The 23101-nt window shown below is 37.0% G+C and carries 13 protein-coding genes; all 13 read right to left on the bottom strand.

Going from position 1 to position 23101, the window contains the following annotated elements; all coding sequences use genetic code 11:
• Nucleotides 1–24: 24 nt before the first annotated feature.
• Nucleotides 25–1560: a glycosyl hydrolase family 28 protein gene (locus B2Z27_RS10155; RefSeq protein WP_286813559.1), complete on the bottom strand. Its 1536-nt coding sequence runs from the start codon at nt 1558–1560 to the stop codon at nt 25–27.
• A gap of 139 nt (nt 1561–1699) precedes the next feature.
• Nucleotides 1700–3133 (bottom strand): sulfatase, encoded by a 1434-nt coding sequence (locus B2Z27_RS10150; protein ID WP_286813558.1) that lies wholly within the window; start codon nt 3131–3133, stop codon nt 1700–1702.
• A gap of 45 nt (nt 3134–3178) precedes the next feature.
• Nucleotides 3179–4642, bottom strand: coding sequence for a sulfatase-like hydrolase/transferase (locus B2Z27_RS10145; protein ID WP_286813557.1), 1464 nt, complete (start codon nt 4640–4642; stop codon nt 3179–3181).
• Nucleotides 4643–4648: 6 nt separating this feature from the next.
• A complete protein-coding gene (locus B2Z27_RS10140; RefSeq protein WP_286813556.1) occupies nt 4649–6136 on the bottom strand; it encodes a sulfatase-like hydrolase/transferase in 1488 nt (495 codons plus the stop codon).
• 327 nt (nt 6137–6463) lie between these two features.
• The gene (locus B2Z27_RS10135; RefSeq protein WP_286813555.1) at nt 6464–8968 is read right to left on the bottom strand and encodes a glycoside hydrolase family 95 protein; all 2505 of its coding nucleotides are present in this window, start codon (nt 8966–8968) and stop codon (nt 6464–6466) included.
• 47 nt (nt 8969–9015) lie between these two features.
• Entirely contained in the window at nt 9016–10548 is a 1533-nt protein-coding gene (locus B2Z27_RS10130) for a sulfatase-like hydrolase/transferase (RefSeq protein ID WP_286813554.1), read from the bottom strand.
• Nucleotides 10549–10612: 64 nt separating this feature from the next.
• Nucleotides 10613–13378: a six-hairpin glycosidase gene (locus tag B2Z27_RS10125; RefSeq protein ID WP_286813553.1), complete on the bottom strand. Its 2766-nt coding sequence runs from the start codon at nt 13376–13378 to the stop codon at nt 10613–10615.
• A gap of 6 nt (nt 13379–13384) precedes the next feature.
• Nucleotides 13385–14722 carry a hypothetical protein gene (locus B2Z27_RS10120; RefSeq protein ID WP_286813552.1) on the bottom strand — a complete coding sequence of 446 codons (1338 nt, stop codon included), beginning with the start codon at nt 14720–14722 and terminating at the stop codon, nt 13385–13387.
• Between the two features lie 67 nt (nt 14723–14789).
• Nucleotides 14790–15887, bottom strand: coding sequence for a glycoside hydrolase family protein (locus tag B2Z27_RS10115; RefSeq protein WP_286813551.1), 1098 nt, complete (start codon nt 15885–15887; stop codon nt 14790–14792).
• Nucleotides 15887–17839 (bottom strand): hypothetical protein, encoded by a 1953-nt coding sequence (locus tag B2Z27_RS10110; RefSeq protein ID WP_286813550.1) that lies wholly within the window; start codon nt 17837–17839, stop codon nt 15887–15889. Before B2Z27_RS10110 ends, B2Z27_RS10115 begins: the two co-directional genes overlap by 1 nt.
• A 246-nt stretch (nt 17840–18085) precedes the next feature.
• On the bottom strand, nt 18086–20497 hold the full coding sequence (locus tag B2Z27_RS10105; protein ID WP_286813549.1) for a TonB-dependent receptor: 2412 nt from the start codon (nt 20495–20497) through the stop codon (nt 18086–18088).
• A 31-nt stretch (nt 20498–20528) separates the two neighbouring features.
• Nucleotides 20529–21671, bottom strand: a complete 1143-nt coding sequence (locus B2Z27_RS10100; RefSeq protein WP_286813548.1) for a DUF4249 family protein — start codon at nt 21669–21671, stop codon at nt 20529–20531.
• A 77-nt stretch (nt 21672–21748) separates the two neighbouring features.
• Nucleotides 21749–23098: an alpha-L-fucosidase gene (locus tag B2Z27_RS10095; protein WP_286813547.1), complete on the bottom strand. Its 1350-nt coding sequence runs from the start codon at nt 23096–23098 to the stop codon at nt 21749–21751.
• Between the last annotated feature and the right edge of the window lie 3 nt (nt 23099–23101).

Raw genomic sequence — 23101 nt, 5'->3', positions numbered from 1 at the left:
AGCTTTATCTGGATTGTTGCTTATTTATTTCTTGACCTCAACATCTTTAACAAAGTCATTGATGATTACATTTTCAACTTGAATTTTTTTACCGTCTAGAATTACATTGTCAAAAACTACCCCTTCAACAATGTGATCTTTATCATAACCGATCAATTCCATACTTGCATGATCTTTAATGCTATAGGGTTTCCAATCTGGTCCATCTTGAAACCCTGTAAGTGTGGTATCTATTGGCGCGGAAGTTGCCGTAATATTTTTGAAGGTTACATTTTTAATATGTCCACGTTCCATGGTTTCCGTCCAGCGTGTTTTTCCTATCCAACAGGAAATCAACCTACGGGCTTCTTCAATTCTGATATTATCAAAAGTGACATCGCTTATTACCGCATCATCACAATGATATACCCTTAACGCTGTCTCCCTACCTACGTCATGTATAACATCACTATCTTCAAAAAGTACGTTACTGATATTTTCATGAACTTCTGCCCCAATGCTAAAAGCATGGGCTAGCTCATTCCAAACCACACACTTTCTTGTGTGAACGTTTTTCACCTCTCCATATCCGCCAAAGGACTTGATCACTACGGCATCATCAAACGTTCTCATAAAGCAATTCTCTACCAATACATCTCTACTACTGGTAATATCAACACCATCTGCATTACCACGCCAACCTATAATTTTTATATTATCAACATGTATATTATCACTACTTTGAATAGGAATGGTCCAATGACTGGGATCAAAAATTGTTACACCTTCAATCTTTACGTTTTCTGCTTTAAGCGCCAAAATTGTGTATCGTCTTTCTTTTTTTGGAATACCACTTTGATCAATAATGCCACGACCCCTTATACTTACATTTTTTCCTTCTAAAATAAATGTTGGTTTTTTTCTTAATTGCCCTCTAATTTCAATTTCTTCCTCTATTTCCGGAACTACACAATTTATATAGGCCCCACCTGCAACATACAAGGTCTGCCCATCAGTAACTGTTATTTGTGATATATTATGAATTCCCGGTCCAAAATAAATGACATTAGGGTCATTGGGATCGGGTATATTTTCTTCAAAAGGATTTGCTAGTATATGTAAAGATTCATGCCACTCTCCATTAATTTCAATAGTTACATGACCGGGTTCATCTAATTGAAAATCAACGCTATTTCCTTTAAAATTCGGTTTTATGTTATAAGACGAGGGTAAAATCTTTACCGATTCCACTTTTTCATGATATGCAATAGAAACTGATGCACTCCCCTTCATATCAAAAGAAGCAATAAATGCTTTACCGAACTCACCCCGTAAAGGGTTCAACCTTGGTATGGGCTTAGACGGTGGTATTTTAGTAGAGTAAACAGGAACATCCAAGCCATCTACCGCTACCTTATATGTTTTAGCTAATTGTATTCCATTTGGTGCAGGATATACCTTAACCTGTGCTACCAAAACCAAACCAAACAAAATAATAGGTAACCATATATTTCGCCGTAACATTTTACAGCATAATGCCATTTTTTGTTCAACAGCTATTAAAGACAAAATACCTACCATTTTTTCTGTATTGATAATTGTCCACTAATATCAATTCTTTGAACTTATAAGGCTATAAATCTATGCTCCATGTATATAAATTATATTGCAAAGTGATGATAACCTATAGCTATACACTTACTTACCAATGGGCTATATATCAATCAGCGAAAACAAAAGCTTTTATTCCCATTTTGGCAGTGATCAATTTTTTTAAACGCCGTACGGTCTCTGGATGATCCTCTGCGATATTGAGCACTTCACCCTCTGGTGTATTATGGTCATACAATTCTACTTCGCCGCTTTTATGTTGAACCAATCTGTATTGATCTGTTCGTATGGTAGTTGCATGTGCCTTAATTGCCACAGCTTCATGACCACTTGCCTTGGCATCTTTTAAAATGGGTATTAAAGATGTTCCTTTGGTAAAATCAGGAACGGGTAAATCCGTTAATTCGCATAATGTTGGAAAAACATCGACCGATTCTACAATGGCATCACTTTTTTGACCTTTCCCAGTCATGGAAGGGTCATAAATTATTAACGGTGATCTTAAAGATTCTTCAAATAAGCTATGTTTGCCCCAGATTGCATGTTCTCCCAAATGCCAACCATGATCTCCCCATAAAACCACTATCGTATTTTTATCCGCACCCGTTTGCCTTAACTTTTTAATGATATCACCCACATGCTTATCGGCATAACTAACGCATGCGGCGTAATACCTTTTAAGCTGTAAAGCGAATTCCTTATCAATATTAGGATCCTTATCCCATCTATTATAATTCATGAACTCTGCCGAGCCGTGCCATGTGGTTTTCCCTTTTGGTTTATAGGTATGTGGAGAAGTAGGAATTTCAACATCATCATAATACTTTAAATAGTGCTCAGGAACCCCAAAAGGAAGGTGTGGTTTTATGAGCCCTATTGCCAGAAAGAAGGGTTTATCTTTTTTAGACAATAAATCAAGCTGCCGCAAACCTTCTTCTGCAATATGACCGTCCGGGTAACTTTTATCATCACCATTTACCGTTTCAATGATATCTCTATCATTGGGTGTACGCACTTTACCATACGCCAAGCCATGCATTGCTCCTTTAGGTGTTTCCCATTCTGCAACGGGCATAATATGCTTATCCCAAGCATTAGGTATTTCAGGTACTTGATCATCATTCCAAAGTGTACCTCCTCTACCACCGGGATGATGAGAAACTTTACCTACCGATACCGTGGTATACCCATTTTTGCGGAACCATTCTGGCATACTTGGAGAAATAGCATTGGAATCTTCAGATAGTTCTTCTGCCCTTTTGAATAAAGATTGATTAGCATCACCCCTATACTGCAATCCATATAGTCCTGTTAAAAACGCATAACGCGATGGGCCGCAACTGGGGGCATTTACATAGTGCCTTGTAAATGCCCTACCCTTATTTACTAAGCTGTCTATGTTAGGGGAATGTATATATGCTGCACCAAAAGATTTTAATTCCGGTCTTAAATCATCTATACAGATAACAAGCACATTTTTTTGTTGGGCCACGAGATGTAAGCTCATAAAAAGTATAAAAACAAAAGCTATCACCTTTTTCATAAAACACATTTACAGTAAAACATTAATATTACACCCCACTATTACTTAGTCTACTTCATTTCTCCATATATGACTACCTTCTAGCAACTTACCATACTCCGTATGAAGTAATTTTTTCATTTCCGTAAATTTTTCGGGCTCTGTTTCTACTAGATTTACGGACTCCATTTTGTCCTCAATTAAATTGTACAACTCATAATCGGTTAGTTCACTTTCTTTTATCAAAGCTTCATTACCATCGTATACATTCATTATCTGTGGAAGATATTCACCGTTGTTTTTTAAACGTGCCAATATTTTATAATCACCATATCTCATAGCAACTTTATGTTGGTTTAAGGCATTGTAAAAACCCCAAACCAATGGTTTCTTTCTTTCAAATTTCCCTGTTTTAATCAGGGATAAAAAGGATTCACCATCTAACTCTTTATTTGGTAATTTGGCTCCGGTAAGCTCTGATAATGTAGGCAGAAAATCCAATGCGGATACAACAGCATCCGTAGTACCAGTATACATAGGTTTTCCTATCCAATTCACAATACCAGGAACACGAATACCAGCCTCTGTGGTCCATAATTTTCTCCCTTTTAAACCACCTGTTTGCCCAAAGGTCCTTTTTGCGCCAGGGTAACGTGTAAATGTTTCCGGTCCGTTATCAGAAGTAAAAATGACCAAGGTATTTTCTGTTCCTTTTTCTTCCAAATATGCTAATAACCTGCCCACAGCCTTATCTACATTGGCAACATTTGCAAAAAACTCGGCTTCAGCAAGACCATTGGAATATGGCAAGTACTCCTGCACTAAATCTTCTGGTGAAGCTACCGGTTCATGAGGTTCATGAAACGTTACCTGTAAATAAAATGGATGATTTCCTTTTCTATTATCTAACCAGCTCATAGCTTCATCTACCACCAACTGACAACTGAACCCTTCTTGCTGACCAACCTTCTCTCCGTTTCTTACAAAATTCTTTGGATTTTTATGACTTGGCGATGCATTGTTATGGGTAGCGTACCAATGGTCGAACCCGAAATAATCTGGTTGTGGTTGTGCAGGATTATTAAATAAAGAACTACAGTGCCATTTGCCAACCAAAGCAGTTTCATAACCTACGGTTTTTAACATTGCCGGTATGGTTTCCTCTCCTTCTTGCAAGTGGACCTTATCCCTTAAATCCTCACTTTTCTTAGGACCTGGTATAAAATCGTATACCCCTGCCCTATTGGGACTACGCCCCGTTAACAACCCTACACGGGAAGGTGAACAAACCGGTGCTGCAGCATAGTAATTTGTCATTCTAATGCCCGTTGCCGCTAACTTATCAATATTCGGAGTTTTTATGAAAGGATGCCCATATGATGATAGATCTCCATACCCTAGATCATCACAAAGAAAAATAATGATATTAGGCTGTTCCGTTGTTTTAGCTTGTTGCGCCCAACTCATTAATACGCTAAAAAATAGTAGCGTTAAAATTGTAATACTACGTGTGTTTTTTAAAATCATCATGTATAGTTATTTAGTTTCTTGATCCCATAACCTGAATGGATCTCCGTAATTTTCCATTTCCTCTAAAAGTAATTTTTCCATTTCTGCCAACTTAGCTGCGTATTTTGGGTTTTCTGACAAGTCATTTTGCATTTCTGTAGGTTTACTATGTTCTGCTATATATTCATTAGGATTTTCCGCAAGATTGAACAATTGTGTCTCACGAACCTTACCGTCTAAAACATCGTATTTAATTAATTTCCAATCTCCTTTTTTTACGGTACGCATACCTGGTTTTGAACCGCCAGCATACACGCCGTACATGACATCCCTAAGGCTTTCTTGCTCTCCCATAAGAATAGGCTTAAAACTTTTCCCTTGTACCGTTTCCGGTATTTCTATTTCGGCTAAATCGCACAGGGTTGGCAAAATATCGGTCAGATATATATTACCCTTAACACGCTGATTTGCCTTTATACCAGGACCTTTTACAATTAATGGCACCCTCCATGAATGCTCATATAAATTCTGCTTCCCCATTAAACCGTGACGCCCAACCGCTATACCATGGTCAGAAGTATAAATAATATAGGTGTTATCCAATTCTCCCATAGCCTCTAATTTATTTAAGACCTTGTTCAATTGAATATCAATATTTTCTGAACAGGCATATTCCCTCCCTATTTCGTTTCTAACGGTTTGCTCATCCCTATTTTTCCAAACGCCACTAACATTTTCTTCATCACGTAATTCTAAATGCCCATGATGAAAAGGGTGGGCATTTAAATAATTTTCTGGTAAGGGTGGTTGATTTTCATTTGCAGGCGGAAGATTTTTCTTATCGGTATGATTTGTTGCACCATACTTTGCCAATAATTCTGGCGTACCGTCCCGAATATCATGTGGATGTGAAAGACCAAAATAAATAAAGAACGGATTCTCGTCTGCTGTTTCTTCCCTACCGTCTAAATAAGTCAATACTTGATCAGCGTGCCAAGCACTACCAGACTCTTCTGTTCCTCCGCGTTTTGTAGCATCTTTCACCACGGTAAACTGTTTGTTCGCCTTTGGATATGAATTTCCCTTTTTACAAGTACGCATAGTGCTATAGCCTGCTCTATTGAAAACCGCACCAATAGTGTTTTCCTCCAAATTTTCAGGTGCGTTAGGGTTGATGTATCCTTGCATAGAAGGTAGGCTCCAAACCGTTCTTCCACTCATGATCATATGTCTAGATGGGGTACAAACCGCACCCACCATTGCCCCCATGTGCCTGGCATCATCTACTATTAAACCATCTTTTGCCAATTGGGTTATCGTTGGGGCATCTAATGATGAAGTGGAATCATAAAATTTAAAATCGAAAGGAGATTGATCATCTACCAGAACAAATAAAAAGTTAGGCTTCTTTTTTACCTCAACCGGTTTATTCTTCTCTTTATCCTTACAACCAAGACCAACAATAGCTATTAAAAAAACTACGATTACTTTGCTCAAAACTCTGCCTTTATTCATTCTTTGATTTCATTTAATTTCATCAATATCTATCCCCTAGTTCAACTTACCAACAACAATAGAACTGCTGAATTATGGATCTTATATCGAAAGTAATTTTTAATATAGATTTGCGATATAATTTATAGTTCATTCAATATAGATTATTGGTCTTTGTTTATATTTATAAAGCCTCTTACAGTAAAATTTAATAAACCACACTTTTATATCACCGATAAACAATGATTACAGTTTTAGTCATTTTACCTATGCACTGTTTTATCAATTACCTCTAAAATGCCACCCTAGATTACACTTGAAAAGCAAACCTGATTTTAATTCATAAAACTACTTGGCAAGTAGCATAACTTCTTGCCCAACTTTTGTAGCTATATCATATAAGAATGTAGGTTTTAAAACAAGCTCTTCTGGATTTGTTATTGATATGACGGGCTTTTTAATTTGTGGCACTTGATAAAACGGGTTCACGTTTTCCGTGGTCGCAACTTTAAATTCATTACCGTTTTGATCCTTCAATCTATCATACCCTCGTACACGAAGGTTTCCGCCTAGATTAGATCGGATTATAGCTTTTACAACTCTACCATCTTTCCATTCCAACTCCTTGATCTCAAAACCTCCCCTAGCCCGAAGACCCATTACCTTGCCCTTTGCCCATATATCTGGTAATGCAGGTAATAAGTGAATTGCCCCATCATGACTTTGAACCAACATCTCCGCTACACCAGAGGTGAACCCAAAATTACCATCAATCTGAAATGGCGGGTGAGCATCTAGCATATTGGCATAAGTACCTCCGCCTTTAGGCGAGTCTGGTCTGCCCACTAATTTTATTTGATCGCCCATTAATTTATACGCATGGTTGCCATCTAACATTCTAGCCCACAAATTAATTTTCCAGTTCATTGACCATCCGGTAGATGGGTCTCCCCTTTGTATCAAAGTATTCTTGGCACCTTGAAATAACTCCGGATTTCTATAGGGAGATATTTGATTTGAAGGATATAAACCGTACAAATGAGATACGTGACGATGATCATCGGTAGGGTCATCTAAATCTTGCATCCATTCCTGAAGCTGATGATGTTGACCAATTTTCATTGGAGGTAGTTTCGCTAAAACCGACTGCATTTTAGATACCATTTTATCATCTACCTCTAGTAATTTTGCCGCTCTTATTGTTTTTGTCAACATATCGAACACCAATTGATTATCCATGGTTGTACCTGCCGCGATAAATACATTTTTAGAACGGTTTTTGGGTCCATGTTCAGGGGATATCGAGGGTGAAATTACCAACCAACCATTTTCAGGTTCTGGAGTTAACATACTCAAACAGAACTCAGCGGCACCTTTCATAGCTGGATAAACCGTTTTTAAATATGCTATATCACCATTAAATTCATAGGTATCGAATAAATGCTGACTTAACCATGTTCCGCCAGTTGGCCACATTCCCCAAGTTGCCCCATCTACAGGACCGGTAATTCTCCATAAATCTGTATTGTGATGGGTTACCCACCCATCTGCGCCGTACATAACCTTTGCGGTTTCTTTTCCCGTTACTGCAAGATCTTTTACCATTTCAATTAATGGCTCATGCATTTCAGATAAATTGGTAACCTCAGCAGGCCAGTAATTCATTTCTGTATTGATATTTACGGTATAGGCACTTTTCCATGGTGGTACCAATAGGTTGTTCCATAAGCCCTGTAAGTTGGACGGCTGACCACCTGGTTGCGAAGATGAAATCAATAAATACCTGCCAAATTGAAAATACAGGGCAACTAGCGATGGATCTATACCGGTACTAAATTCTTTTATTCTAACATCAGTAGGATTTTTTGCCGCATCTGTACTACCTAAATGTAATGAGACCCTATTAAAATACTTTTGGTAAAAATTTGAATGACGGCTTAACAATTGGTCATATCTTTTAGAGGATGCTTTAGCCAAATAGTCTGCTGCATTTTTATGAGCATCTGCACTTACATCATTGTAGTCCACAAAATTTGTAGCTATTGAAATGTACAGCATCACACTATTTGCATTTGTTACCTTTAATTCACTTGCCGTAGAAACAATTTCTCCACCTTCCGGAACAATTTTTATTCTGGCATCAAATTCTACTTCACCTTTAACTGGCTCAGTATCTTCTGGCAAACGCTTGTTCTTATTATCACTACCAAAACCTGTCATGACCAAAACATCACTGTTTTCAGTAAACAATCTTACTTTAGCCGGTTCTGGGCGATCCATAGTTGCCGTAAAACTAATTTGAGCTTCTTTATTGGCTGTTAAACTCATTACAATGACCTCATCCGTAAAAGAGGTAAAAACTTCTCTTTTAAATTCCACACCATTTACCGAATACATGATGGTATTCACTGCATTTTCAATATCCAATTCCCTATAGTAATTGGTGTAATTTTCTTGATCTTTAAAATTCAACCTTAAATTCCCCACCGTTTCATAGGGCATGCCATGAGAGGTTTTTGAAATAAAATCGCGATTAGCGATACCGTGAGCTTGATCATAGTCTTCTTCAAAAATGAGTTGTCGTATATTGGACAAAGATTCTTTTGCCCTTGGATTATCATTACGGTGCGGACCGCCAGCCCATAAGGTACTTTCGTTCAATTGAATATTCTCGGTAATAGGATTCCCAAAAACCATAGCCGCCAAACGACCGTTACCAATTGGCAAAGCTTCATTCCAATCTGCCGCTGGTGCCGTATACCATAGTTTTAAAGTATTTGCTTGTTGTGCGTAACTGCATTCTAATCCCGTAAAAAGTATCAAGAATAGAATTACCCTATAGTTTGCTTTCATTCTTTATAAATTAATTGCCATAGAAAATGTCCTTTTTATTCTACTACTTAATGAAGTGTCTCTAAATACATTTTTTCTGTTTGTTTTCTTAATTGTTGTAGCACAATAGTATATTCATCATTATTCGCTAGATTATTTTGTTCAAAAGGGTCATTCTCCACATCATACAATTCCTCAATAATTGGATCATGTTCATAATAAACAAAATATTTGTAGCGGCCAGTTCTTATGCCACGGCTGCGGTAAGATCTGTTAGCGTTTATCAAATCTTGATTTATTTCATCAATATTTTCATTGTAACGTTGGTGAAACAATTCCTCAATAAAAAGGTCTTCCATAAAAACGGCATTTCTCCATTGAGACATCTCTTGAGTCTTATTCAAGAGTTTACTAAAATCTCTTCCCTGCATACTTTTAGGAGCAGTTATTCCTGCAAGCGATAAAATAGTAGGAGCAATATCTACAGATGATACAAGGGCATTTTCCCGAAATCCACGTTCTGTTTCAGGCACCCTACCATCATATACAATTAAAGGTGCTTTTACCGATTCTTCATATAATAAACATTTATCAAAAAGACCATGAGAGCCTTGAAAACGACCATTATCACTAGTATAAATGATAATTGTATTATCTAATATCCCCTTCTCCTTTAACTTTGCCACCAATAGACCAACTTGATCATCTACACTATACCCTTGTGTTGCAAAACGACGAACTAACTTTTGTTGTAACTCTGAAGTAGACGATCTTTGTTTGTGCAAACGTACACCACGAGCATTTTCTTTAACAACTACGGGCAATTCCTCATTACCGCCTTCTACCCAATTATCTGGAACAGACATTTCCCTACTCTTAAACTGCTCATGATGAGGCATGTACATATCCTTATCCCTATCATGTTTTACGGCATAAAAACTGACAGATAGGCAAAAGGGCTGATTCTTAGGTTGGGTTTCTATAAAGCGTAACATTGCCGCTCCCGTTCTTAAGGTCCTGCCAGAATTAATTCTTTCTTTTCTATATATTTCCTGTAAACCCTCATCATTTTCCGGCCATATGACTACCCCATTTCTATCATGTTCTTGGCTACCCGCAAAAAAATCGAAAACAGTTTCCATATTCCGCTTATAGAATTGTTCTTTAGGCATACTTGGTCTTTGTGCTTCTTTGGTTACCGTAAAACCAACTTTTCCAATAAATCCGGTACGATATCCTGCTCTTTTTAGAATGGCAGGATATCCATTATTAAAATCGTTTTGAGATAAGGTATAATCGGTCGGTGCAACAAAACCTACTTTGTGATTAGAATTAAAACGACCTGTTATCATGGTGACCCTACTGGGCATACAAATTGCTACGGCTTGGTATGCTTTATCAAAAACCACAGCAGAACTTGCCAACTTATCAATATTGGGTGTATTAAATTCGGGTTTGCCGTAACACCCTAAATTGTCCCACCTTTGATCATCTGTCATCAAGAAAATAATATTAGGTGGTTTTGCTTCTTGACCGTAACTATGCAACATTGTCATTAGTGCAACGCAAAAAATAAAAATCTGTTTTTGTGAACTTTTCATGAGTATTATTTTTCCTGAAAATGAGCTATTCTTCACTCTTGACTAGCCTAGCAACATAACTATTTTACTTTATTAAACGATAAGGACCTACTGGGTAGTCATTTGCAACGCCTTCAATCAATATTTTCACAGGAACTTCATTATGTAAATACAGTTTACCATCTTTCAGTTCTAAAACCACATTACCTTTTTCAACTGAAGCAATCACGAAATCTTTTGTTTTCAATTGTGTACCATTGCCCATAAATAGGACTACATTCTCATTTTTCTCAGTACCAATCAATGCATACGTAGCATTTGTACTTACTTCACCATAAGTTGCTGTTTGATTATTGACCGTAGAGAACACCAAATCTTTTCTTCCAGACGTATGTGTAATATTTAATCCAACAAAACCTTTACTGTTATTTTGGTCTTCAAAACTTGAAATCTTCTCTATACTTTTTCCTTTAGAAGACGTAAAAGGTTCATATACCGACACAAATGGATGCTCCCAAGCCTCGCCATGTTGTCTTGCCGTCAACGTTAAATAAGGGGCTTTATCTACATCATATGGTAAACCGTGGTTACCCTTAAATCCTTTATTAGGTGGTGATTTAATGGAGAATACCTCACGACCTTCTGTACCTTTCATCCAAAGGTTCATGAAAATATCATCTTCACCATCTGGCATATCTATTTTCCATTCGGCTTGATAGTCGTCTTCTAACTTTACGGATTTTTTATCCCACATATAATCTAACGCGTACAAATGTCCTCCCGCAAAGCCCATTTCCTCACTGGGTAAAAGTGTTAAGGGGTTTCCATCCGCATCCATCACCTTCATGGTCTGACCCAAATTATGGTAGTAATAGTCATGAAATTTATCACCCTTGCGTTGCTTCTTCGAGCGAAAAATATCAACGTAATATCCTGTTTCCTCACCTGTTTTTACGATGCTTACCAAACGTGATTGGTCGCTTCGCGTTTCGGGCTCCAAGAAATAGACATCAGAATAGGTAATATCTTTGTAATACCCCTCTTTCTGTCCTGAAATTGGGTATTGTCCCATCAAATCAAATGCATGATAGCTGAGCATTTCGGTATAGGATGATACACCATCTACCATGACCGTATTGTGTGCCGGAAATTGAGAATAAAACTCCAAATACACCGGTTGTAAATAGCCAGCACCTTTACCTGGATCAGAACCTTGTACCAATCCTTTTCCGTACAATTCCATGTTAATTCCATTTGCATGCATGTGATTTCCCAGTGATGCATTTAAAGAAACCATCATTCCGTTTTTGCCCTTACCCATGCGTTGTACGTGCCAACTTACATTAGGAGCGTAAAAGGTTTGGGTAACATAATCGTCCAAATTTCCTTTTTTGTATTTCGGATTGATTTCTAACGGTTTACTGGCAAAGAACGAACTTATATCGGCTCTTGGCTTTTTCTTTTGCCCTGCTTCATTATCTGCAAATAAGCGATACATTGCCGTAAATTCCTCTTCTAGCTCTACATTATTATTTTTCTGGGCAATACGGATCATATCGTTCATTGGTTCTGAACTCAGCGGACCATAAAAACTATCACCAAAGGCAACCGTTTGCCCATTAGGAAATAGATATTGTGGCAGCATTTTTACCGCATCTTCCATTATGGGCATGTATGGTAAAATATTATGATCAAACGTATTATTGAAGTCTTCCACAAAGTGCGTTAAATCTTTGGTGACACCCATAGAATACCCAGGACATTCTGCCCAAACTCCATTTTCCTTATCATAACCATAATCCATAAATTTGGTCAATGACCATTGACGTGCAGAGGTTACGTTCAATATATAATCTATGTAATATTCCCTGCCTTTTTTGTCTTCATAAAACCGGTCATCTTGTAAAACCATTGCAGCTTTCAATATGATTTTTGCTTGGTGTAAATTCCAATTATTCTGCGGTACACCGTTCTTAATGATCTGGTCTGTCCAACGTTTTATGGTTTTATCGTACATGGCAATATGCTGCGGATATTTTGCTTCTATATACGGATGTAAAAAATCATAGAGTTCAGCTATTTCAATTAGAACATTCTCATGTATCACCTGAAAATTAGTAAAACCAACAAGGGTCTGTATGTGACCGTTCAACAAATCTATGGGCTCACTTCTATATGACATGCCCTCCATATATTTATGAAAAACATCGAAGGAGAATTTAGCATACTCCTCTTCATTTTCTAACCAATTGATGAAGGCGGCATCACGTGCAAGACCTATTATTTCTTCGTTTATCGAGTAGATAATCCTACCGGTCTTAGCAGGGTGTACCCACTCAAATGGTTTGCCCTCTTTACTTCTATTGGGCAAATACAATCCCCTTGGGTCATCCATATAAGGCAGAATATCTTCTAAATCAGGTTTACCATAGGGAGTGGTATAATCTCTTGCACCTACAAAACGAACCGTAGGCACTGGTGCTTCACCATCGGCATGTGAATAATTTACCCCATTTACATAAATGTTGGCCGCCTTGGTTTTCCAATGCATTTGCAGTCTTGAAACCATCCACTCCGGATCTGATTGATGGCGCTTTACATGAGTATCAATTCGATCATGAATGCCCTGTAACACCTCTTTTGCCCAAGTTTCTTTTTTAATGGTTTTTTGAAGGTCTTTTTTCTCATCTTGAGTAATATACAACCTTGGATAGCCTTGTTCTAAATTGGTCGGTAGAGGTATCTTTTCAGTACTCTGGGCAAAAGATATTGAGATACATCCTATTAGAACATAGGTACATATTACTGCTCTACTTTTAATTTTCAGCCTTTTTATAATTGTAAACATCATTGGATTTTATTTGGATTTTGAAACCTTAACCACTTCACCTTCACTTTTTATTTCGGGATTTTTGGTACCAGGAAATAAAAGCACTTTCGCTGTAGTTTCATTCTCTAATTTAATATCAGTGGCATGCATGACCGCATTTTTATTGAAGTTGCCATAGCCCTCCCAAACCGATAATTTTATCTCTAAATTTTCTGGTATATAAGCTGGGTCTGCCATTTTAATTATTACTTCATGCCCCGTACCATTAATTTTCGCCAATAGATTATTGGCCAAGCCATTTCTGCTATCTAAAATATTCATTTCTACATAAGCCCCTTTGGCATCTGTATAGGGTACGCAAAATGCTTCTGCATATTTTGCATCTGCACTGCAATTAATTACTGTATCTGCATTACCTATGTTATATCCGGTAGCTACGCAATTGCGTACCACACAATCAATAATTTTATCGCCAGATGTGCTTAAACCCGTGCAAATACCTCTTCGCATTTGCGTAACCGTACAATTTTTCACTGTTGTATTCAAAGTTTTATGACCGTTGTATTCCGGATACATTCGGATTCCGTCTTCGCTTAAAGAAATAATCTCATTTGGCAGAATTTTGCCATCTCTACCAATAATGGTTCCTTCAACATAACCGGGTTTATGTTCATGTTTTGGCTTTAATGCGTAAAAATCCCTATCAAAAAGATAACCTGAAGTTTCCTTAAGAATGGCATTTGTTGTTCTAAGTAAACCGTCTACATGGCAATCTTCTATCAACGTATTCTCTGCACCTTGTAAAAAAATGGCATGCCCCATGGCTCTCATATGGACTTTACAACCTATTAATTTTGCATTTTTTGCGGGATAACCTACACGAATACCGTTCATTTTTCGAACATCACCCCCACCTAAACCATATAAACTTCCATAGCCCCATGGACTAGATCCTGCCGTACGGATTTCTATATCTTTAAGGGTAACATCATCACCAACTACATTGAATATTTTATTCTTGCTCTGCTTACCTGGTGTATCTCCATAGGTTTCAATATACAAACCTACAAGCGTGACATTTGTACCAGAAACCTCAATGGCACAATACATGTCATTACCATCATTACTAGATTCTAGATCATTACGACTAAACAATTTTGTATCGACCATAAATCTTGCCCCAGTAAGGTCAAAGTAGCTGTTATTACCTGTAAACTCCATAAACCTAATTTTCTTAGCATCATCTATCTGATAATTGCCTGCTGCCAGTTTTACCTTTACATTGTCCTTATTCAAGTACTTTTTGAATTCAGAAAGTGTTTGTACTTCTATGACCTCCTGTTGGTTATCTACAACATAAATCATAAACGACGTTGTTATCGAAAAAACCGATAATAGAAATAGAACCTTACCTATTAATTTCATGTGTGTATTATTTATTATCTGTTAGTGGTATTACCATATTCCATGTTTTGGTACCATTACCAAATCCTCCTGGACCATCCATTGTGGCAAAGAAAATATGGGTTGGCTCTCCATCTTCAACTAAAACAAACGGTCTTTCCAACTGACCTTGCTCAATAGTTTGTCCGTTATTCCATATTACTTCTCTGGTATATGCCAAGGGATTTTTATCCAATGCCCATTGAATTCCATCTTTAGAATGTGCTAGCACTCCACCATGATACCCATCTGTAATTGCACCTGTCATATCTTTCGCTATCATATGAAAACCATTATCATCGCTCCATATGTGTGGGTCTTCTACTTCCCCAAATTTATCTGCCGAGAAAAGTGGTTCATTACCAACAACGCTATATTTACCGTCAAAAGAATCTGCCGTAGCCACACCTATAAATTGGTCAGTGTGCGTAATTTTATCTTCTCTATAGCTTCGACCTTTAAATAACAATACCACAGAACCATCTTTTTTAATCAATGGCGAAGGATTTGAAGTAATATAGCTGTAAAAAGAATCTGGTTTTACATCTAAAATTGGAGTGTCTAACCGTTTCCATGGTCCATTTGGACTCTTAGAAGTGGCTAAACCAACCCTTTTACCCCATCTACCGGATATGCACCATTTGCTATTTAATGTTAGCGCATCTGAATTTTCTTCTGTCAACTCTTCAAACGGATGGGTAGAGCCCATATAATAGAGCAAATAATGCTCTTTATATTTCACAATCTTTGGATTATGGCAAGACCTACCATCCCAATACTGTGCACCCCTAGCTCCAAGCGCAACATCTTTAAATTCATAAGGACCTTCAGCTGAATCTGAAACGGCATGTACAATTTCAGAAGCGATCATCCACCCAGGATGAAACTTTAAATATTTTGGCCATCTTGAAGCATACATATGATATTTTCCATCTTCTCCCTTTATCACAGAACTTCCCCAAACCCAATAATCTTCCATAATGAGTCCGCCTTCAACTGGTGCTACACCCAATTTATCTAAAATATTGTTTTGGCTATGAACTATAGAAACGAGTAAACAGCAAATCACTAAAAGTCTATTTCGCATTATGATATTGGTGTAAATTTGATGGTCAGAATTCCCTCAACACTAGGTTCAGTAAACTCTATTCCAATTTTATATGCAGGACCGCCTTCCCTTAAATGTTCCACTGGTACTTTTTCATCTTTAATGTGAAATTCAAAATCTTTGCCCTTAATCTCGGCTTTTACTTGCTGGTTGGCTGTCTTTAAAATAACGGTTTTACCATCTACAAGTTCATACTCGTTTAAAGTCATTATTGCTGATCCAAAACTAACAGGCTCCGTTGCTACAAAATGATCTTCAATTATAATAGTTCCTTTACCAGACTTATTATTTGTTACCGTCCTTTCCAAGGTTTTTAACATTGGTAATTCATAGGCAGGTAAAATATCCATAACCACCTTATCTATTTGATCACTGAAATCTGTTTCCGTAATAATTCCCTTAAATTCAATTCCGTTAGACTGTAAGGTGTTGTTGACCATAGGTACGGGATGCCCCCAAGAACTTCTGGCTTTATTATCCGGAGAAAAAGATCCTGCCCTATATGATGGCGCACCTATGTCTCCTGCTATAATTTCATCGTTCAATACCAGGCTATACGTACCCACATCACTATGATTGTGATTTTCGGCATTATGACCTGCTTTTAGGGCAATTGAAAATGGAATTTCCTGTTTTCCCCTTGAAATGACCATTCCAAAATCATTGAAGTATGTATGATCAGGTAATTCCGATGACTTCGATTTTTCAACAACTTGAAACATTTCCGGGTATTGCCAAGCGATCAATTGCTCTGCTGCTTCCTCCATTCTTATTTCGGTCGGTGGAATGGCACCGTAATGCTTTGCAGATAAAACATCGGCGAAATTACTACCCTTTCTTGAGATGGATGAAACCCCATCTGAAAACGGAGAACAAACATTCTTCTGAATTTCAAATCCTTCCGGAAAATTGCCAACATTCTCCATTTTTTCAGCATTATTGAAAGTAAATAAATCTATACTTCCATTGGTATAATCATGTAATATTTGAGCCAAATACAAATAATGCCCAAAGCCATAACCCCAATATCCCAAACCTTCTGAACAATACCCATCATCACCAAAACCGCTTAAATAATACGCCATGCTATTAAGCGCAGCACCTACAGTTGCCAAACGCTTCTCATAACTTTCTGAACTGGTAATCGTGGTCAACACCGTGCCACTGGTACAAACGGAATTCCAATTACTGGTACTCTTTATCCACTTATTATTCTCATCTAAATACTTTGTACTTTTTAAATAAGAATCCGTAATACGCCTTTGCAACTGTTTATGAATTTCATCTTGTAATGACTTTGGCAATTTATCTTCCAACAAATTTTCAGCCAATGCCAGTACACCCCCAAATTTTCGTGCACCCAAGTCAATGGATATTCGCCTACCTTCTAAAACTCCGTTTTTATCATCATCATGATTAGGGTGCAACCATGATTTCATACTCATTATAGCTTTGCTATACGTCTTGATCTGTGGTAAAAAACGTCCTTCGTTCTCCAGACATTCTGCAAGAATAAAGCGTTCTAAACGATCCATAGTTCTGTAATACCTTGGTTTGTAAATACCCCGGTTACCTTCTTTATTGGCAAGTCTATAAATACTGTCCGTAATGGGTACTTCGGGTTTTTTATCTAAAAGCTCCAATGCCTTCGTCAAATATTCTTTACCTGAGCTCGTTTCTGAAATACCTTTCCAATACTCCCTATTCGATATTTTAGGTGCTGGCTGAAATGCTTCTCTTGGCATTATTTCTTTAAGCATTGCCAATTGCTTGTCAGTAGGATAAATAGTGTCTTTATCTGCAAGATCCAAATAAGCTTTGATATCCAATTTTTTAACTTTAGTCTTTTCTTGACCCGTACAGGAATTTAAAATGATGAGTGATAAAACCAAAATAAGTGCATATACTATATGTCGTTTACGTTCTTCCATATTCGCATTAAAAAATTCTTACAACCTTGTTGTTTATGATCAACTACAAGCCCTATTCTTATAGCCATAGCAATGTTACTTTTTTTACTTAAAAATGGCTTAAATCATAGTTCAATGTGTATAAATTATGATGCGCAACCTTTAATTCATTGCAATTCAGGGAATATTGCAAACCGGAGATATATTTAATTGTAAACAAATAGATAGGGTACGTTATAGCAGTACCGTCAAAGTACATGCTATTTTCTACAGAAAAGTAAAGTTATAGGTTAGTGCCAAAATTGGACTGTTGGATACTTCTAACTGGTAAGAGCCTAAAGGAAATCCCCCGAAAAAATCCTTATCTAAATTACCATCTCGCTGTGAGTAGAATCTACTATACGCGTTTTTTCTTCCGTAGACATTATAAACGGTAAACGTCCAATCTCCCACCCAGCGTGGATTCTTCTTTTTACTATAAGATACCTTCCATGAAAAATCTAAACGATGGTACGTTGGCAACCGATCATTATTACGTTCCAAAAATATAGGAACATTAATATCTTCAAACTCAAAGACCCCATTTGCAATGGTATATGGTCTACCGGTCTGTCCCGTAAAATTAAAACTTACCGTATTATACTTGTCAGCAATGATATTGACCGAAGCATTAATTATATGAGGTCTATCAAAATCTGAACTAAACCAATTATTATTATTGATCCTGTTTGAAAGATTCTCCTCATCTGACCTTAACAAACTTCTAGACCATGTATAATTTAACCATCCGTTTACATTGCCCACCTTTTTTTTAAAACTCAGTTCTACACCATATGCTTTTCCTTCTACTTGGGCTACACTTTGCTCTATAGATTCTGCCAAAAAGAAATCTGCTCCTGGCCTATAGGTCAAATTGTTTTTAGAACTTCGAAAATAACCTTCTACACCTACCTCAATTTCATTATTTTTCAGGTCTTTATATACTCCAAGTCCATAAGCATTACTACTTTGTGGTTTTATAAAACTATCTGAAGTTTTCCATCTAGATGTTGGTAAGGGCGTTGTACTGTTGTACACATTCTGTAAATACTGATTTGCATTTGCGTAGCTTGCTTTGACAGAAGTATTTTCATCAATCTTAAAATTAACACCCAATCTAGGTTCTAGATTATTGTATGACTTTACTTTTTTACCTTTCTCTATAAAATTACTTTCTAAGACCACTTCCCCTGCTTCATCGTAATTATTAAGAACATACGGTCCATTAAACTGAAAATAGTTGTAGCGTAATCCTGCAGATAATGTCAAATTACGTTTAGGTTTCCAATTCGCATTAGCATAGCCCGATAGTTCATAACTGTTTTCTTCAAGAAGATTTACGGGTAATACGCCGTTTGATAAACCAGGATCCAATTCTCCTGGATTGATCTTATAATTATTTAGTTGTACACCCGTATAATAATCCAGCTTATCAGAGACCTTTTTAGATACTTCAGAAATTAGGCTTAAATAATGTATTCCAGATTTATATTCTATTTCATTGGTGTTCTCCAATTCTGGAAAAATGTTTTTTGGCGAATAATTACTTGCAACAAAAATGGTTTTTAAACTTACCTTTTCATTGAAGGTATGTGACCAATTAAGTGTACCGTTCAACGTTTTAAAATCATACTGATTATTTTCAGCATTGATGTTTTCCACCTTAGTAATTAAATCAAGTTGATAAAAATCTTTACTATAGAAACCCGTGAATGAAATTTGATCTTTCTCTGTAGGTAAGTATAAAAGCTTCATGGTACTATCATAAAACCTAGCTTTTGTATTCTTTAAGCGTTCTGAGAATATGGGTAGTAAAAAATCCGATAATCCGGCACGTATGCCAGCCATGACCATTAATTTATCTTTAACTAGTGGTGTTTCAACGGTTAGTCTACTAGATACCAAACCTACCCCTCCAGATAATTTAAACTTATCTACATACGGATTTCTCACTTTTATATCCAATACGGACGTTGACCTACCGCCATATCTTGCAGGAATATTAGCTCTGTAAATATCCACAGAGGAAAGGGCATCGGGCGTGAAAACAGAAAATAGACCGAATAAATGAGTAGGATTAAATACCGGTGCATAATCATACAACAATAAATTTTGATCTAAAGACCCTCCTCTCACCGAAATTCCATTACTTATTTCCCCTGAATTATTTACTCCCGGCATTAGGGTTACGCTTCTTAAAACATCAAATTCACCTAAAGCCGCAGGCATTTTTTTTATCTCTTGAGCGTTTAACTGCAATACACCCATTTGTGGTGATTCCAATAATTCGTTTCTTTTTTTCGCCCTTACCACAACTTCCGACAATACTTCATTTTCTTCTTCAAGAAAGACTTCCAAGATCGTATCTTCTTCCAGTACTATATTCTGTAAGTTTTCATTAAAGCCTACATAAGAGGTTCTTACCGTATATTCACCTTGTTTTAATTTGATGGTTAACTCACCATTTTCGTTTGATGCTCCTCCGCAAGAACAGGGCATGATAAAAATATTTGCATTAGGCAAAGGTTCATTGGTAAGGCTGTTCTTTAATTTTATAGTTAGATCAAAATCTTGACCATACACATTGATACTTGTGATGTACAGTACTAAAAACAGTAGATATGAAAAAGTTATTTTCATACTTCAGTTATTTTTAAATAGATTTTAGAATCTAATTCCATCCTTCTGGTTCCGTATAGGTCAAATAACGAGACTCTTCATAACAAGGTGCTTCATATACCCTACGTTCCTCCGGTATTGGAGCGCTTTCGGGTAAAGGAATAATTGAAGGTTCCAATTCGTTTTCTTCAATTCCGTCACGACTCAAAAGAATTCTATTCAACGATGCTGCCGCAACCGTAAACCTTCCTAAAACAACCTCTTCTTCATCGTTTGGGTTAATGATGTTTCCTAATAATGCCGCTGGAGGTGGAGCATTTAACCCATTACTGTCATCAACAATATCCTTTAAAACCGAAAAGTATTTATAGGCTGAAGCAGAAATTGAATACTGTTGAAGCTCTATTAAAATCTTACTCTTATTATATAAAAGCAAATTTGCTACCGGTAACTCAAATGTACTACCGTTTATAAATTCATCTGCCAAGATATTGACCCGATTATTATAGCGTATTTGCCAACAATCAGATTCACAGAAATAGGTAAAATATGGCGGAACATTTTGTGCCCTCTCCGGATCTGTATATTCAACACACATACCTTCCCTAAAAAAATTATACTCTGGACAAAAAACACAAATAGTATTCTTTTCAAAGGTTTTATATGTCCAATAGTAATAATTACCTTTTATTGAAGGATCAGTTACGTTCAAAGTAATTTGGTGGCCGGGCACAAATTTGCCTTCACTAGCCACAAACTCAAGCTCTTTATCATATGCTACGGTTGAGTTTACAATAGGTACAACATTGGACATTGTTTCTGGTGTAGATGTATATTCTGTACCATTTTGCAACCTTACGTATAACTGCCAAGTATCACCTTCTAACGCAACAAAATCTAGCGGCGGCAAGTAAATTTCATTTTCTACATCTTCAACTAAAACCACTTCTTCATTGGTGCTACTGTTAATGAACCTTACCTCTGCTTTTTCTTCAAAGACATTTACATAACTATTTAAACCGGCATTAAACTCATTTAACCTGTAAATTTTGGCATAAGATGATTTCTCAAAATTGGACACAAATGCCTCAACGGACATAAGTCCATTTTTAATATCAAATTCTGGTGTTGTAGGGTTAGTACATCCTAAAAACAGGAAAATTAGACTAACCCCAAATACAATTCTTGATTTCATCTTAACATAACCCTTATGTCATCTAATTCTAGCTTTTTAAACACCATTTAGATCAATGATCCGTTTAAATAAATTACCTATATTTCTAGTTTTAAAACCATTACCTCTGAATCAGGTTTTTCTGTTGGCAACTCTACAACTATACCGTCTGCGGTAGATTGAGTCTTTAATGTTGCTGCATTCGTCAACATAGAAGCGTTCTTAAGCTTAATCGCCTTGTTCAACTTCAACTTTCCATCTTCTGGCCAATTGAAAATGTGTGCGTAAATAACGCCATCTTTTGAGGTATACCTACCCCACTCTGGCATATCAAATGGACTGGCTTTTGCCCCATAAACTGCCTCGCCATTGGCATCTGTCCACTCACCCAATGCTTTTAACCGTCTAATACTTTGTGATGGAAACCTACCGTAACCATCAGGACCAATATTTAATAAGAAGTTGCCCCCTTTTGATACGATATCTACTAATTTTTGAATAAGATCTTCACTACTTTTCCATTTGGTATCGTCTGGTTTGTAGCCCCATGTACCGTTCATGGTCATACAAGCTTCCCAATCTTCAGCAATACCGGTTGCTGGTATCTCTTGTTCAGGTGTACCAAAATCGCCTGCAAAATTACCTTCACGATCCATGCCTTCCATACCTTTTCGTCCTTTGTCCACTCTATTGTTTATTATGGTATTGGGTTGCATTTCGCGAATAAATCCGTACATATCCTTACCCATTTCCGTTGTATAATCTGCGATCCAATCACCATCAAACCAAACAATATCAATATCGCCGTAATTGGTAAGCAATTCCTTTACCTGTGGCTTTAGGTAATTTTTATAGTATTGAGGAAACTCTGGATTAACCACGGTCTGGTCTTTTTGACCTGCATTATAGTTTGGAAATAAATTGCCTTGTGCTTGAGGATGATGCCAATCTACTATGGAATGATATACACCAAATCTAATGCCTTGCTTTCTTGAAGCTTCCGCTAGTTCCCTAATAATATCACGTTTAAATGGTGAGGCATCCATAATATCATAATCCGATACTTTTGAATCCCACAAACCAAAACCATCATGATGTTTAGAAGTGATAACAATGTATTTCATACCGGCATCTTTCGCCATTTTCACCCAGTCATCGGCATTGAACAATTCTGGGTTGAACATTGCCGGAAACTTCTCATACTCTTCTATGGTATAATCTAATTTATCCATAGCCCATTCTGCGCCACCACCTGCAATTTTCTCTCCTCTTTCCCCTCCAATTATTGAGTATGCACCCCAATGTATGAACATACCGAATTTGGCATCACGCCACCATTCCATTCGTTCATCATCAGATAATTGCACCACTTTTTTGGTTTGTGCACAACCAGTATTCATACTAGCTACCAGTACAAATGCCGTTAGTATTTTAGTTAATTTCTTCATGTC

Source organism: Maribacter sp. UBA3344, assembly GCF_002362375.1.
Lineage (GTDB): Bacteria > Bacteroidota > Bacteroidia > Flavobacteriales > Flavobacteriaceae > Maribacter > Maribacter dokdonensis.
The sequence above is the reverse complement of the archived record's forward strand: the minus strand, read 5'-3'. Positions and strand labels throughout refer to the sequence as shown.

Coding starts and splice junctions, on each gene's coding strand:
- B2Z27_RS10125 (WP_286813553.1), bottom strand. CDS start 13,378: ATGATGTTTACAATTATAAAAAGGCTGAAAATTAAAAGTAGAGCAGTA.
- B2Z27_RS10100 (WP_286813548.1), bottom strand. CDS start 21,671: ATGAAATCAAGAATTGTATTTGGGGTTAGTCTAATTTTCCTGTTTTTA.
- B2Z27_RS10145 (WP_286813557.1), bottom strand. CDS start 4,642: ATGATGATTTTAAAAAACACACGTAGTATTACAATTTTAACGCTACTA.
- B2Z27_RS10095 (WP_286813547.1), bottom strand. CDS start 23,098: ATGAAGAAATTAACTAAAATACTAACGGCATTTGTACTGGTAGCTAGT.
- B2Z27_RS10135 (WP_286813555.1), bottom strand. CDS start 8,968: ATGAAAGCAAACTATAGGGTAATTCTATTCTTGATACTTTTTACGGGA.
- B2Z27_RS10120 (WP_286813552.1), bottom strand. CDS start 14,722: ATGATTTATGTTGTAGATAACCAACAGGAGGTCATAGAAGTACAAACA.
- B2Z27_RS10130 (WP_286813554.1), bottom strand. CDS start 10,548: ATGAAAAGTTCACAAAAACAGATTTTTATTTTTTGCGTTGCACTAATG.
- B2Z27_RS10115 (WP_286813551.1), bottom strand. CDS start 15,887: ATGCGAAATAGACTTTTAGTGATTTGCTGTTTACTCGTTTCTATAGTT.
- B2Z27_RS10150 (WP_286813558.1), bottom strand. CDS start 3,133: ATGAAAAAGGTGATAGCTTTTGTTTTTATACTTTTTATGAGCTTACAT.
- B2Z27_RS10155 (WP_286813559.1), bottom strand. CDS start 1,560: ATGGTAGGTATTTTGTCTTTAATAGCTGTTGAACAAAAAATGGCATTA.
- B2Z27_RS10110 (WP_286813550.1), bottom strand. CDS start 17,839: ATGGAAGAACGTAAACGACATATAGTATATGCACTTATTTTGGTTTTA.
- B2Z27_RS10140 (WP_286813556.1), bottom strand. CDS start 6,136: ATGAATAAAGGCAGAGTTTTGAGCAAAGTAATCGTAGTTTTTTTAATA.
- B2Z27_RS10105 (WP_286813549.1), bottom strand. CDS start 20,497: ATGAAAATAACTTTTTCATATCTACTGTTTTTAGTACTGTACATCACA.